This is a genomic window from Collimonas fungivorans Ter331 (assembly GCF_000221045.1).
GTDB classification, from domain to species: Bacteria; Pseudomonadota; Gammaproteobacteria; order Burkholderiales; family Burkholderiaceae_D; genus Collimonas; species Collimonas fungivorans_A.
Map to the genome: position 1 here is coordinate 3951911 of NC_015856.1, position 14104 is coordinate 3966014.

The 14104-nt window shown below is 57.4% G+C and carries 17 protein-coding genes; 13 read left to right on the plus strand and 4 right to left on the minus strand.

Annotation, left to right across the window (positions count from 1 at the left end; genetic code table 11):
* The first annotated feature begins 97 nt into the window (after positions 1–97).
* From CFU_RS25035 to CFU_RS17585, 8 genes are all read left to right on the plus strand, one after another.
* Positions 98–1156 (plus strand): hypothetical protein, encoded by a 1059-nt coding sequence (locus CFU_RS25035; RefSeq protein ID WP_014007355.1) that lies wholly within the window; start codon positions 98–100, stop codon positions 1154–1156.
* Complete coding sequence (locus tag CFU_RS17565; RefSeq protein ID WP_041742299.1) at positions 1153–1356, plus strand: hypothetical protein; 204 nt, start codon at positions 1153–1155, stop codon at positions 1354–1356. Before CFU_RS25035 ends, CFU_RS17565 begins: the two co-directional genes overlap by 4 nt.
* Positions 1353–1832: a DUF1643 domain-containing protein gene (locus tag CFU_RS17570; RefSeq protein ID WP_041742300.1), complete on the plus strand. Its 480-nt coding sequence runs from the start codon at positions 1353–1355 to the stop codon at positions 1830–1832. The genes CFU_RS17565 and CFU_RS17570 overlap by 4 nt, the downstream gene beginning before the upstream one ends.
* 61 nt (positions 1833–1893) lie before the next feature.
* A complete protein-coding gene (locus tag CFU_RS25385; RefSeq protein WP_014007357.1) occupies positions 1894–2025 on the plus strand; it encodes a hypothetical protein in 132 nt (43 codons plus the stop codon).
* On the plus strand, positions 2025–2258 hold the full coding sequence (locus CFU_RS25575; RefSeq protein WP_190275171.1) for a DUF4224 domain-containing protein: 234 nt from the start codon (positions 2025–2027) through the stop codon (positions 2256–2258). Before CFU_RS25385 ends, CFU_RS25575 begins: the two co-directional genes overlap by 1 nt.
* On the plus strand, positions 2255–3355 hold the full coding sequence (locus tag CFU_RS17575; RefSeq protein ID WP_014007358.1) for a tyrosine-type recombinase/integrase: 1101 nt from the start codon (positions 2255–2257) through the stop codon (positions 3353–3355). The genes CFU_RS25575 and CFU_RS17575 overlap by 4 nt, the downstream gene beginning before the upstream one ends.
* 353 nt (positions 3356–3708) lie before the next feature.
* Positions 3709–4020 (plus strand): DUF1778 domain-containing protein, encoded by a 312-nt coding sequence (locus CFU_RS17580; RefSeq protein WP_041742302.1) that lies wholly within the window; start codon positions 3709–3711, stop codon positions 4018–4020.
* 15 nt (positions 4021–4035) lie between these two features.
* Positions 4036–4476, plus strand: coding sequence for a GNAT family N-acetyltransferase (locus CFU_RS17585; RefSeq protein WP_238531332.1), 441 nt, complete (start codon positions 4036–4038; stop codon positions 4474–4476).
* A 9-nt stretch (positions 4477–4485) separates the two neighbouring features.
* Here the strand turns inward: CFU_RS17585 and CFU_RS17590 are convergent, their stop codons facing one another.
* The gene (locus tag CFU_RS17590) at positions 4486–5127 is read right to left on the minus strand and encodes a LysE family translocator (protein ID WP_041742303.1); all 642 of its coding nucleotides are present in this window, start codon (positions 5125–5127) and stop codon (positions 4486–4488) included.
* A gap of 229 nt (positions 5128–5356) precedes the next feature.
* Between CFU_RS17590 and CFU_RS17595 the strand changes: the two genes are divergently transcribed.
* Entirely contained in the window at positions 5357–6940 is a 1584-nt protein-coding gene (locus CFU_RS17595; protein ID WP_014007360.1) for a porin, read from the plus strand.
* Positions 6941–6999: 59 nt separating this feature from the next.
* Here the strand turns inward: CFU_RS17595 and cfa are convergent, their stop codons facing one another.
* From cfa to CFU_RS24225, 3 genes are read right to left on the minus strand one after another with little or no spacing between them, the layout of a single operon-like run.
* On the minus strand, positions 7000–8160 hold the full coding sequence (gene cfa / locus CFU_RS17600) for a cyclopropane fatty acyl phospholipid synthase (protein ID WP_014007361.1): 1161 nt from the start codon (positions 8158–8160) through the stop codon (positions 7000–7002).
* Positions 8161–8209: 49 nt separating this feature from the next.
* On the minus strand, positions 8210–8857 hold the full coding sequence (locus CFU_RS24220) for a LysE family translocator (RefSeq protein ID WP_014007362.1): 648 nt from the start codon (positions 8855–8857) through the stop codon (positions 8210–8212).
* A 33-nt stretch (positions 8858–8890) separates the two neighbouring features.
* The gene (locus CFU_RS24225) at positions 8891–9739 is read right to left on the minus strand and encodes an aldo/keto reductase (RefSeq protein WP_014007363.1); all 849 of its coding nucleotides are present in this window, start codon (positions 9737–9739) and stop codon (positions 8891–8893) included.
* Here CFU_RS24225 and CFU_RS24945 point away from each other — a divergent pair.
* The 4 genes from CFU_RS24945 (at position 9675) to CFU_RS17625 (ending at position 13516) form a co-directional block, all read left to right on the plus strand.
* Complete coding sequence (locus CFU_RS24945) at positions 9675–9929, plus strand: hypothetical protein (protein ID WP_190275272.1); 255 nt, start codon at positions 9675–9677, stop codon at positions 9927–9929. The genes CFU_RS24225 and CFU_RS24945 overlap by 65 nt on opposite strands.
* Positions 9926–10702, plus strand: a complete 777-nt coding sequence (locus tag CFU_RS17615) for an isocitrate lyase/PEP mutase family protein (RefSeq protein WP_238531491.1) — start codon at positions 9926–9928, stop codon at positions 10700–10702. Before CFU_RS24945 ends, CFU_RS17615 begins: the two co-directional genes overlap by 4 nt.
* Positions 10703–10723: 21 nt before the next feature.
* The gene (locus CFU_RS17620) at positions 10724–11593 is read left to right on the plus strand and encodes an alpha/beta fold hydrolase (RefSeq protein ID WP_014007365.1); all 870 of its coding nucleotides are present in this window, start codon (positions 10724–10726) and stop codon (positions 11591–11593) included.
* A gap of 153 nt (positions 11594–11746) precedes the next feature.
* Positions 11747–13516 carry a M14 family metallopeptidase gene (locus CFU_RS17625; protein ID WP_014007366.1) on the plus strand — a complete coding sequence of 590 codons (1770 nt, stop codon included), beginning with the start codon at positions 11747–11749 and terminating at the stop codon, positions 13514–13516.
* Positions 13517–14104: the final 588 nt, after the last annotated feature.

Here is a 14104-nt window from a genome sequence, read left to right on the forward strand (position 1 = left end):
CCCAATATCAAATCTTCGTCATCAACACGCTAATTTTCCTAACTGCGCTGGTGACGATGGTCTTCCTACTGATTGAAGCAATGATGGAGCCTATTTTATGAATAACGATATTCAAACCACTCTCCTGGATGAGCACGCTGTCGATATATTCAGCAAAGCCATGAAGAAAAAACTGCAGTTCAAGCGCGAGCAAGGTTTTGGCGGCTGGAACGACATTACCAAATGCAGTGGAGACCGCCTAGCCGAATTACTTCTCGCCGCTGTGGCCAAGGGCGACCCTGTCGATGTGGCCAACTTCGCAATGATGCTGTTCTGCCGGCACGAAAGCCATGACGCCCTGAAAGACGCATGTGCAGCTGCACTGACCGCGCCGCAGCGCAATCCATGGCAGGAATTGAGAAATGCAATATCGCCAGAAATGGATGCTGCTTTCGATAGAGCGGCCGGCGTTCACACAATGCCGATCGCTAAGCTAGAATCGGCGGCGCAGGCTATTAGTGATGGCCGGAATGAAGATGCAGCGAGATTAATCACCTTAGCGACATCGCAAACGCTACCGTTCCAACAGCGCGTTCAACCATGGATGATGGAATGCTTCGGTTCTGAAATAGCAGCCGATCGAAAGGAGCGCAATCATCGCTTCTTCGAAGAGGCAACAGAGCTGATCCAGGCTTGTGAGATGACGCGCAGCGAAGCCCATCAACTTGTGGACTATGTCTATGCCAGGCCGGTCGGCGACGCGCGGCAGGAAGTCGGCGGTGTCATGGTGACGCTGGCGGCGCTTTGCCTCGCGCAAGATATGGACATGCATGCTGCCGGCGAAATAGAACTTGTCCGCATCTGGACGAAAGTCGATCAGATCCGTGCCAAGCAAGCTGCCAAGCCGAGACACTCGCCATTGCCAGCGGTGCCAGCAGATCCGGTGCTGAGTGATGAGGATGCGGAGCATATGCAAGCGGCACGCAAATCCTTGTCAGAATTGCGCGAAGCTGTCGAGTTGTGCGGCCTAGCGCTCGGTCGTGGCGAAGGCTTCGATGAGGCATGGCAGATCGTTCAGGAAAAGGAAATAGCAGCCTATCAGTGGCTGCTTGCCGACGTGCCGCGTGTACCAGCGCGTCAGCACGCTATCGCCCTACTCGCCAAGGTGCGGCCATGAGCGAAACTCGTGAGCACAGGTTAGATCGTCAAGCCGAATTTGGCATGACGCAGTCGGAAAAAGACGAGTACGACCGGCTTGCAGAAGCGCAATGGCGTGCCGACATTGCCCATCGTGAGGCGCACCAAGCATTGATCGACAAGGCTTATGCGAATTTGCCAAGCTCCGAGCCTATCAATGAAGTGTGGTGGTTACCATGAGTGCGATCATCAGCGAATGTGGTCAATACCGCTACCGGCTCTCTCGAGACCCGCACGACCTATATACGACGTGCGGCCCGGCGCTCTTTATTATGCTGAACCCAAGCACCGCTGACGCGGCGCTGGACGATCCGACGATTCGTCGCTGCCATAGTTTCGCCAAGTCCTGGGACTGCGCCGGCATCATCGTTGCCAATCTCTACGCACTGCGAGCTACGAACCCGGAAGATTTGTGGATCAGCCAAGATCCTGTCGGTCCCGATAACGATATGCACCTCGCGGCGCTGATCCTGGAGCATGAAACCGTTGTTTGCGCCTGGGGAGCAAATGCGCGGCCAGAGCGTATCGTTGCGGTCGCCAAGATGTTCAGCAAGCGAAACCGTCCAATGTGCCTTGGCATAACAAAGCATGGCGCACCACGTCATCCGCTCTATGTGTGTGGCAATCAACCACTGATCGACTGGAGCCAACCATGAGCGACCGTGACGACATCTGTACCCTCTGCGGGCGCGTGGGGCACCGGCCAGCGGACTGCCCGTGGCGCAAGTCGACAGTGAATTTTTTGATGCAATGGAGAGTGCGATGAAAGAACGTCCAATTTTATTTACCGGCGCCAACCCATGGGTATGGGTTGTGGATTTTCAACGTGTTACCGATCGGGTGGAATAATGGACGACTACTTAACAGCTAGTCAAATCGCTACTCTCGTAGGGTGTAGGAATAATAGTTATTCCTGCATGCGCCGGTGGTTGGATAAAAACAGCTGGCCATATGCCAAAAGCATCACTGGCTTTCCGATCGTCAGTCGCGCATACCACGATGCGCGGATGTCAGGTACTCAAACTGGCAAGCCAAGCGGTAAAGTACGCGTAGAGCCAAATTTTGGAGCATTGGCAGCATGATCGGAAGAAGAAAATCACCGGATGGCATGCCATTCCGATTATACGAGCGGATCGGCAAGTTTAAGGTTAGCTATGGCTATAAATTGCCAGATGGAACATGGCATTTCCGCCTGACTGCGGGAGTCAATAACCCAGAGGCTGTCGCTGCCATTCGACGCGAAGCGATTTCCCGCGCTGAGGCACTCAATGGCAATTCTGTCGCAGTTGGAACAACCGAAGCATTGATAAAAAAGTATTTTGCTTGGCAAAATTCAATGCCGGTAGATAGTGAAATGCGCAAGGCGACGATCACGCTCGATGAAAACGTAGTTGAATCAAAAAACCTAGTCAAAGTGTTCGGCAAGACCAGCCCGGAAGACATCCGGCCGAAAGATATCTACGGTTATCTCAGCGCACGTGCCGCCCTCGGTGCACCATCAAAAGCAAACAAAGAGATAGCGTTACTTTCTGCAGTGCTGGAGTATGGACGACGTCTCGGCGAGCTTGAGGACAATCCGTGCCGCGGCATTAAATATAACAAGACAAAGCCACGGCAGAAATATGTCGGCCCCCATGAAGTCGACATGATGATGGCGACGGCACGTGTTCACGGAGGTAGCTACCTGATACTCGCGCTTTGCCTATATACCGCCTATCTGACGGTGAGTCGCCCTACCGAGATGCGCACCCTTGCCCGCCAGAACGTGAAACCAGGGCTAGGCATCGAGATTGCGATCGGCAAGCGCAAAGCCGGCCAGGCGCAGCGCACGAAGCTGATTCACTGGTCGCCAGCATTAAAGGCCACTGTGGACGAAGCATTGGCCTTGCAACGCATTCCGGGTATCTACGTGTTCGCCAACAGCTCCGGCCAAGTGTACACCCGCAGCGGCTTCAATACGATCCTGACACGACTGATGAAACATTGCGAAGCCAAAGCGAAAGCGGATGGGACTGATTTTGTGCGCTTCACCCTGGCCGACATGCGCCCCACCGCTGTCACCGATCGGATGGACGGTGGCGACACGCATATCACCGACGCCACCGGACACAGCGATGGCAGGATGGTAGCAAAGGTTTACGATCGCCGTAAAGTGAAGACGGCAAAGGCGACAAAATGAAGTCTGATTTCTTTGGAAGATTGCATAAACGGCCTAGCGTTCATGCTGGTTTTCGGGCTGTTCATGTTCCAACAAATCATTGTAATCTATTGATTGTATTGAAAAATATGATAGGATTGTGATTCCTGTTGTCGCGGGTTCGAGTCCCGTCAGCCACCCCAATAAAATCAAACACTTAGCCCGCTCATTGAAGCGGGCTTTTTGTTTTCTGACCCGCCCTTTCTTTCATCATGCTCTAGCCGCAGGCCATGGTGACAATTTGGCACCACATACAGTACAATAATTCAGTCCGCTGAAATGCAGGACAAACTTATTTAATTGGCAATTAGAATATACCTGTAGAGGTTCCCAAAATGCATGCAATCGAAGAACGAGGCCGGATAACGGCAAGAGTTTCTCAGCCGGTAGCGGAGAAACTGCAAGAGGCAGCGGATTTGACCGGTGCAACGGTGAATCAATTCCTGGTTCAGGCGGCGCTGGAAAAAGCGGAGAAAATCATTGATCGGGAAAGAGCGATCAGATTGACGCTTGAAGACGCGGCCATGCTGATAAACCTGCTTGAAAACCCTTCGAAGCCCAACAGCGCACTTTTGGGAGCCTTCGAACGATTCAAGGACAAGGTCGAAAATGGCGCATTCCGTAGTAACTCTGGATCAGGCACATGATATAAAAAGTTTTGATTGCGGAACAGCTGTTTTAAACATCTGGTTGCAGACAACTGCACGCCAGCACCAAAAAAATCGCTATCGAGTACATTCGTACTGGTTGATGACGACAACCCTGATCGCATCATAGGCTTCTATACCCTGGCGATCCGCGGCTTGATGCCCATTACTGAGTTGCCCTCAACGATGGCAAGCAGACTGCCCTTGCACATACCGGGATTGACCCTTGCTCGCTTGGCCATAGCAGCGTCACATCAGAGCAAGGGCTATGGAGAACTTCTTCTTGTGGATGCAATGCTGCGAGCAAAGGAAGTGGCAAAACAAACCGGTGGCTTTGCTCTTTTTGTAGACGCAAAAGACGACAAGGCAGCAAATTTTTACACCAAATATGGCTTTGCCCCTTTGGTCTCTTACCCGCCCACACTCGCGATCCCAATTGCTTCAATCACGTTGTAACTGATAAATTCAAGAACTCCGCTTAACAAAAAATAAAGCCGTCCCCACTCCCATCAACACGCCGCCGAAGAAACGATTCTGCCTCTTCATCGCGCGCGCATCGCGGAAATACCCCTGCATGGTCGACGCAGCAAAAGCGTAGCTGTGCATCACCACCAGGTCCACCGTGCACATGGTCGCGGCCAGCAGCAGCAACTGCGGCAGCAAGGCGCTGTCGCCGCTGATGAACTGTGGCAGCACCGCCACCATGAAAATGATTCCCTTCGGATTGGTGGCATTCGTCATGAAACCCAGCAACATGCGCTTGCGCAGGGTCGGCGGCATCGATTGCAAGGCCGGTTCAGGCTGCTGCAGCGTGACGGCATCGACCTTCGCCCGCCATTGGCTCAGGCCGAGGTAGATCAGGTACAGCGCACCAATCGTCTTCACCACCGTGAACATGGTTTCGGATGCCAACAGGATGGAGCCGACGCCGGCGCCAGCCACGAACAAGATCAGCAGCAGGCCCAGCTGCAGCCCGGCGATGGTGGCGGAGGTTTTCTTGACGCCGTACGACAAGCCATGCGACATCGACAACACGGCGCCGGAGCCGGGAGAAATGGCGATCAGCCAGCAGGCTGCAAAAAATGTAAACCAGGTATGGAAGTTCATGATCAAAAAAAGCGTATTTGGCGGTCTTGGATGGAATTCAGCAGGATAACACTGACCGTCAATCCTGGCGTCCACACAGGCGCGGCAAAATTACCACAAAGACTTTTCATTACGCGCCTCGCGTCGCAATTATTTTTAAAAACTTGAGCCAGGTCAACGCAAGGCGTCCGCAAACGGCCGCACTCTGAACCCGTCGTACATACAAATATTCTATAACGATGGAGACAACATGACGTTCAAACTGAAGCCGCTGCAAGCGGCATTTATTGTTGCATTTTCCCTTCCCTCACTGACGCTGTCCACCGCGGCCAAGGCCGACGCAGCAACCGACGCCCGCATCGAGGCGCTGGAACAGCAGGTAAAACTGCTGACGACAAAACTGGAGCAGGTGTCCACCAAACAAGAAGCTCCCGCCGCCGCGGAAGTTGCCGCTGCAACACCTTCCGCATCGCCAGCGCTGGGTGAACGGGCGCGCAAGTTCTTCGAAGCGATCAAGGATGTCGAGTTCTACGGCAACCTGGATGTATCGATCGACGGCAGCACCAAAGGTTTGAAGAATTCATACAACGACGTCGGCGGCAACCGGGTGGTGTCTCCGGTCGGGCAAAACGGCTGGCAATCCGATCTGTCCACCAACCTCTCTTATGTCGGCATACGCGGCAAACATCCGATCGGCGACACCTTGTCGCTGGTCTATCAGCTGGAAACGCAGATCGATATCACCGCCACTGCCGGTTCCTCCAATTCCACCAGCGCCCAGGATACGACTGTCAAAGGCGCGCTGACCGCGCGCAACAGCTATCTCGGCCTGGCCGACGTCAGGTGGGGCGCAGTCAAGCTCGGCAAAACCGACGCCCCGTACAAAACTTCCACCGCCCGCATGAATCCTTTCTCCGGCATGTGGGGCGACTACTCGGTCATCATGGGCAATACCGGCGGCGACAACCGGGTCGAATTCGGCACCCGCCTGGACCACGCGCTCTGGTACGAATCGCCCAAGTGGCATGGCTGGAGTTTCAATGCGCTGATCTCGCCGGGCCAGAACCGCGGTTATGAAAACTCGATCCAGGCCAGCGGCGAATCGAGCTGCACCGGCGGCAATATCCCGGGCAGCGGCGGCGGCGCGATTGCTTGCGTCGACGGCAGTTACGGCACTGCGTACAGCGCCAATGTCGCCTATGAGAACGGACCGTTGTATGTAACCGGCGCCTATGAACTGCATTCCAGGGTTAACCGCAGCGGCGATGTCGGCGGCACGCCGCAAGCACTGGTCAATCCGATAGGACTGGATCCGAACGATGTCGGCAATGAGTATGCCTATAAAATCGGCGCGCAGTACGCCTTCCCGACAAAAACCACCCTTAGCGCCATCTACGAGGTGATGCGCAGGAATATTCCGGCTTACCTGAACGAGCAAAACGAACGCTCGCGCAACGGTTACTGGCTGGCGCTGACGCAAGAGCTGACGCCGGACGACAGCTTGTCGATCGGCTGGGCCCACGCCAACGCCACGCCCGGCGATCCGGGCCAGCACAATACCAGCGCGGCCGACAGCATAGGCACCATCAGCCCCGACAATGCGGCCAACATGTACACCCTGGCGTATAAACACAAGATCGACAAGCAAACCACCTGGTATGCGAACTATGCGCTGACTGCCAACCACGCCCTGGCCCACTATGACCTGGGCGCAGGCGGACGCGGCGTGACTGCCGATTGCCACGACGGCCAGACGATTGCAGCCGGTGCACCGAACTGCTATGCAGGAGGACGTTTACAGGGTGTATCGGCAGGCGTGAATTACAAATTCTGATGCAGCGCAAGGACGGCTGCCTGCGGCGAGATGGCCGTCCTGTTTGCCCTTACCGCAACTTATCGTATTGAACGATAGGGAGCGCTGCGCCCGCGCTTGCTCAATACAAGCTGCCAGAGCTGGCCTTGACCCGAGCGGAAAAATCCCGCCGAAGAAAGTATGAAATATTTCCACATGCGATAAAAGCGCTGGTCGTATTTTTCCGCCAGCCGCGGCCAGGCGCGCTCGAAATTGTCCCACCAGGCCATCAAAGTCAGGTCGTAGTCGCGACCGAAATTATGCCAGTCTTCGATCAGGAAGCGCCCTTCCAGCACCTGCGTGATTTCCTTGGCGGATGGCAGGTGGCCGTTCGGGAAAATATACTTGTCGAGCCAGACATCGCGCTTCTTTTCGGTGACGTAGTTGCCGATCGTATGCAGCAGGAACAAGCCTTCTGGCGTCAGCAGTTTTCCAGCAACATCGAAGTAGGCGGCATAATTCTTGGCGCCGACATGCTCGAACATGCCGACTGAAACAATCTTGTCGTATTGTCCGCCGAGCTGACGGTAGTCGGTCAGTTCAATCGTCACCGGCAGTCCGGCGCAGCGTTCTTGCGCGAGTTTTTGCTGTTCTTTCGAGATCGTGACGCCGGTCACTGTCACCTGGTAGTGTTCCGCCGCATAACGGGCCAGGCCGCCCCAGCCGCAGCCGATGTCCAGCAGGCGCTCGCCCGGTTTCAGTTCCAGCTTGCGGCAGATCAGTTCCAGCTTGTGCTGCTGCGCCTCGTCGAGATTGGCGGCGCGCGGCCAATAGGCGCAGGAATACATCATGTACGGATCGAGCATGCTTTCGAACAGGTCGTTGCCGATATCGTAGTGCTGCTCGCCGACCTGGAAAGCGCGGCCCCGGGTTTGCAGGTTGAAAAAATTCTGGCGCAGGATTTCCAGGAAAAAACCGATCTTTGCAGGGCCGACCACTGTCTGTTCCAGGTCGTGGCCGGTGACCCTGAAGAAAAATTCGTCCAGCTTGTCGCAATCCCAGTCGCCGTCCATGTACGACTCGCCGATGCCGAGCTCCCATTTGGTGAACATCTTCTGGAAGAAAGCCGGATCGTGGATCTGCATGTCCCAGGGCTGGTCGCCGTTGAGCCGGATGCCGGCATGTTCGAATAGCTGCTGGATGATTCTCGGCGCATTCGCCTTCATGTCAAACGTCGCAGGGACAGCCTTCACTTTATCCATGTAGTACTTCCTTCAGAGGCAGCGCTATGGAACAGAACGGACGTATTTATCAGCTTGCAGGACGCCGCAGCAACGCCAGCAGCAGGCCGAATCCTATCATCAGCGTACCGCTGGCGCGGTTGAACCAGCGCAATCGGCCGGCGGCGTTGGTGAAGGTCCCGAGCCTGGCGCCGATAGCGGCATAGATGGCGATCGCGATCAATTCAAGCAGCAGGAAAGTCGCGCCCAGCACGATAAAACTGGTGGCGTAGGCCGAGCGGTCGACAAACTGCGGGAAGAACGCGGTGAAGATGAGGATCGCTTTCGGGTTGCCGGCGGCTACCAGGAACTCTTGCCGGGCGAGTCTGCGCAGCTTGTCCGCCGGCGTTTCGGGCCTGAGCTCGATTTTGCCGGAGGCGGCTGCCAGCTCGATCGGCGCGGAACGGAACAGCTTGACGCCCAGCCATACCAGGTAAGCCGCGCCACCGAATTTCAATAGTGTGAACAGCGTTTCCGACGCCAGCAGCAATGCTCCCAGGCCCAGGCCGGAAATGGCGATCATGGCCGCAAACGCCAGCAACCGTCCAAACGCCGCGAGGACCGAATAGCGCATGCCGTCGCGCGCGCCGTTCGACAGCGACAGCATGTTGTTCGGCCCGAACGCCATGTTCAGCGCAAAGCAGGCCGGCAGGAAAAGCCAGTAATTCTGGAATGACATCAGATTTGCCTCTCGGTGTTTTTAGAAAAACGCTTATCTCATGTCCAGCGCACTGCCGTGCCGCGGAGGCGGGAATGCCCGGTCAAGCTCCGCCAGGTCCTGCGCCGTGAGCACGATATCGAGCGCCGCGCGATTCTCGCGCACATGCGCCGGAGCGACTGCCTTGGGAATGACGATGACCTGCTCTTGCTGCAACAGCCACGCCAGCGCGATCTGCGCCGGGCTCGCCGTATGCCTTGCCGCCACCGCCAGCAGATGCGCGTTGCCGAGCAAGCGCTGCTGTTCGCTGGCGGACGATTCCAGCGGCGAATACGCCATCACGGGTATCGCACGTTCACGGCACCAGGGCAGCAGATCCCACTCGACGCCGCGCCGTTTCAGGTTGTACAGCACCTGGTTGACTGCAACCTGTCCGCCGCCGGGCAGCTCGCTGGCTTCCTGCATGCCGTCGCGGTCGAAATTGCTGACGCCGAAGTCGCGTATCTTCCCTGATTGCTTGAGCGATTCGAATGCTTCGAGGGTTTCCGCCAGCGGCACCGAACCGGGCCAGTGCAGCAGGTAAAGATCGATATGGCCGCAGCCAAGCCGCTTCAGGCTGCGTTCGCAGGCGGCCTGCATGCCGCGCCTGTCGGCATTATGCGGATATACCTTGCTGACAACGAATACCTCGTCGCGGCGGCCCCGGATTGCTTCGCCCACGATTTTTTCGGCGCCGCCGTCGGCATACATCTCGGCCGTATCAATCAACGTCATTCCGAGGTCCATGCCCAGCTGCAGCGCGTCGATTTCGCGCTTTTTCCGGGCCGGATCTTCTCCCATGTACCAGGTTCCCTGTCCCAATACAGGAATGACAGCACCTGAAGGTAAAAGCAAGGTCTTCATTGTCGAGATTGCGATTCAAAAGGTTATTTTTGCACCAGAACAGCAGTTTTTTCCAAGTTTTGGCGCTGCATCGCTCCTAAACTCGATTTCATTCTACAACGTAATCAAATGGAGAAAACCATGCAATCCAGCGCAGCCCGGAAGCAGTCAAACATTTTTCATCAGTTGCACCTCGGCCCTCAACCGTTGACTTTATTGAATGCCTGGGATGCTGCCAGCGCACGCATCCTCGAACGCGCCGGGGCGCCAGCCATTGGCACCACCAGCGCCGGCATGGCGTGGGCGGCCGGTTATGCCGACGGCGAGCGGATGCCGGCTACCGAACTGATCGCTGCTTGCGCCCGCATCTGCCGTGTCGCCGGCGTTCCGGTGAGCGTCGACATCGAACGCGGATTCGGCCGCGGCGCCGAGGAGGTGTGCGATGTAGTACGGGCATTGGTGGATATGGGCGTAGCCGGCGTCAACATCGAGGATGGCGTGCTGCCAGGGACAGGCCAGCTGGCGCCGCCGGAGATCCTGTGCGAACGGATAAGCGCGCTGCGCAAGATGCTGGCGCAGATGGATGCGCAGCTGTTCATCAATGCCCGCAGCGACACCTATTTTGTCGCCAACGACGATCCGGTGGCTCGTTATGAAGACACCGTCCGGCGCGCGCAAATGTATGCCGCGACCGGCGCCGACGGCATCTTCGTGCCCGGCATGGCGAACATCGACGACATAACGCGCTTCACGCAGACGGTTTCCTTGCCAGTGAACATCTACGCCGGTTACGCCGGCGCGCCAGATGTCGATGTGCTAGGGCAGGCTGGCGTGCGGCGCATCAGCGTGGGTTGCGGCCCCTTGCAATCCGCGCTCGGCCTGCTGCAGAGGATTGCCGGCGAAGCGCTCAGCCAGGGCAGCTTCCATGCCATGGGCAGCGGCATGCTTTCCGGCGGCGAAATCAATGCCCTTTTCCCCCAGTAACTTCATAGAAAGCACACGACCATGAACAAGAATGATTTTGAAGCACTGCGCAAGTTCATCGACACGCCTTCGGGCCGCATCAGCTATGTCGAACAAGGTACAGGGCCGGTTGCCTTGTTCGTGCACGGCGTGCTGGTGAACGGCTATTTATGGCGCCACCAGCTGTCCGAGCTAAGCGCGATACGGCGTTGCATCGCCGTCGACCTGTTGGCCCACGGCGCGACCGAGATCAAGCCGGACCAGGATGTGTCGTCGGCGGCAAACGCCCTGATGCTGCGGCAGTTCCTGGATGCGCTGGAGATCGACAGCGTCGACCTGGTCGGCAACGACGGCGGTGGAGGCATGGCGCAGATTTTTGCCGCAGCCAATCCACAGTGCGTGCGCAGCCTCACCCTGACCGACTGCGATACCCACGACAACTGGCCGCCGGAGGCATTCAAGCCGTTCCTGGCCCTGTCCGCCGGCGGCGGCCTGAGCGGGGCGCTGCATACCATGCTGTCCGACAAAGGATTCTACCGGTCCGTCAACGCACTTGGCCCGGCGTACGAAGATCCGGCCAGCGTGAGCGATGAGGCAATCGAAATCTATTTGCGCCCCCATCTGGCCAGCGCCGAGCGTACGCGCGACCTGGAACGGTTCCTGGCGGCGTTCGATTGCGCGGATACGGTGTCGGTGGAAGCGCAGCTAAAAAAACTCCACGCGCCGACGCTGATCGCCTGGGGCAGCGACGACATATTTTTTGACGTGGAGTGGTCGCACTGGCTTGAGAAGACCATTCCTGGCACACGCCGGCGGGTGCAACTGGATGGCGCCCGCCTGTTCTTCCCGGAAGAGCGCTGGCAGGCATTCAACGCGGAACTGCGCGCGCATTGGCGGCATGCGGCTGCCTGAAAAATGCACACGGCGGCGCCCTCGATTGCATCCGCGGACGCTGCCAGGCAGACAACTGAATGCCATTGAATGCCACTAAGCAATATTCCGGCAGGCGCGCTAGAATCCTCCAACCATTTTGTTATTCATCATCCAACCGTTGGAGCTTGATTCATGCTGCGTTCTGCTGTGTTGTCCGCCCTGCTTACCCTTTCCGTCACTCCCTTCGCCCAGGCCGCCGATCCGCTGAGTACGGTGGCCGAACGTTCCGGCTTCCAGAAAACCGGGCGTTACGAAGAAGTCATCGCGCTTTGCGCGGCTTTTCAGAAAGCTTATCCGAAGCAGGTGCGCTGCACCGAGTTCGGCCGTACCCCTGAAGGCCGGCCAATGCTGGCCCTGATCGTCTCGCGCAGCGGCGCGTTGACTGCGGAAGCCGCGCACCAGCGTAATTTGCCGGTGCTGCTGATACAAGGCGGCATCCACGCCGGCGAGATCGACGGCAAGGACGCCGGTTTCCTGGCCCTGCGCGAGGCCTTGCAAGACACTTCCGCCAACAGCGTGCTGAACAAGCAGGTGCTGCTCTTCGTACCGGTGTTCAATATCGACGGCCATGAGCGCTTCGGCCGCTGGAACCGCCCTAACCAGCGCGGTCCGGAAGAAATGGGCTGGCGCACCACCGGCCAGAACTTCAACCTGAACCGCGACTACGCAAAAGCCGACGCACCGGAAATGCAAGCCATGCTGCAGCTGGTCAACCGCTGGGATCCGCTGGCTTATATCGACCTGCACGTGACTGACGGCGCCAAGTTCGAGCATGACGTTTCGATCCAGGTCGAGCCGGTGCACGCCAGCGACCTGGCCCAGCGCAAGGATGGCGAGGCGCTGCGCGACGCCGTGATCAGCGACTTGAGCAAGCAGGGTTCGCTGCCGCTGCCGTTCTACATGTCGTTCAAGGTCGACGACGACCCTAGTTCAGGTTTTGTCGACGGCGTCTCGCCGCCGCGCTTTTCCACCGGTTATTTCCATCTGCGCAACCGCTTCGGCATGCTGGTCGAAACCCATTCCTGGAAAGACTACCCGACCCGGGTGCGCATCACGCACAACACCATCGTCTCGATCATGGCGCAGATCGCTGCGCACGGCGACGCTTGGCTGAAGACCGCGCAGCAGGCAGACCTGCGCGCCGCCAAGCTGGGCGGCCAGCCGGTTGCGCTGAGCTACGAGGCAAGCGAAAAGACCCGCCCGGTGGCGTTCCGCGGTTATGAATATACGCGTACCCAGTCAGATATTTCGGGCGCGCTGATGACGCGCTACGATGAGAGCAAGCCGCAAATCTGGAATGTCACGGTGCGCGACGAGCTGCTGCCCGACGTCAGCGTCAACGCGCCGCAGGCCGGCTACCTGGTGCCGGCAGCGCACGCTGCCTGGGTCGGGCAAAAACTGCAGCAGCACGGCATCGCTTTCCGCGTACTGCCGGCGGCGCTGAACCGGGTGGCGCTGGAAACTTTCCGCGCCACCAAAACCAGTTTCGCGGCGCAATCGATGGAGAGCCATCAGCTTCTCAAGCTGGAAGGGACATGGCATGGCGAAACCCGCGACCTTGGCGCCGGCGCCCTGTTCGTACCGATCGCCCAGGCCAAGGCGCGGCTGGTGATGGCATTGCTGGAGCCGCAGGCGCCGGACTCGCTGGCGGCCTGGGGCGAATTCAACAATGCGTTCGAGAAGAAAGAATATATGGAGGCGTATGTGGCGGAGGATGTCGCGCGCGAACAGCTGGCGGCGGATCCAGTGCTGGCGGCCGAGTTCAAGAAGAAATTGGCGGACGATCCTGAATTTGCCAAAGACCCGGCAGCGCGACTGGAGTTTTTCGCGCGCCGCCATTCTTCCTGGGACGAGCGTTTTAACCTGTACCCGGTGATGCGGACCGCGGTCGTGCCAGGCTAAGCGCGGGTCTTGTTGACCGGCTTGCGACTGGCCGCTCTGGGCTACGGCAACCCGGCTGCCGGCCGAGAATTACTTCTGGCTGTTGCCGATTTTTTTCGACAGGTAGAAACGCAGGGCAAAAGCGGCGACAACGGCGAGTAAAGGCAGGGCTTGAACGAAAGTCATAGTAGGGCTCCGGTTAGATAGACTGTGTTGATGCATCGCAGCATATAAAAACCAGGCACATATGGCCAATTCTTATTTCTGATTCCTTATATAAGGTTCATGAATATCAGGCCGGCCGCCGAACCCATCCTGGAATATAAAAAGCCCGCTATCTTTAACGATGCGGGCTTTCCCTGTCTCCTCACCTCTAGAGAGATGGACTCTTTTTTGCGTGAAGCGATACTGATCCAAAAAACTTTAACAGTCATCATGCGCCGCAACATAGCGTTGTTTTGCACCAACAAGCGCATATACCACTTGTCTTGTCAGGCTATTTTCGCGTAGCGATAGCGATATTCGCCGCTATTGTCATTTTTGAAATAATCGGCATTGGTAACAATGCCGTTTGAAGCCCAGTCGGATACAGCGCCGCGGCGTGCGCAG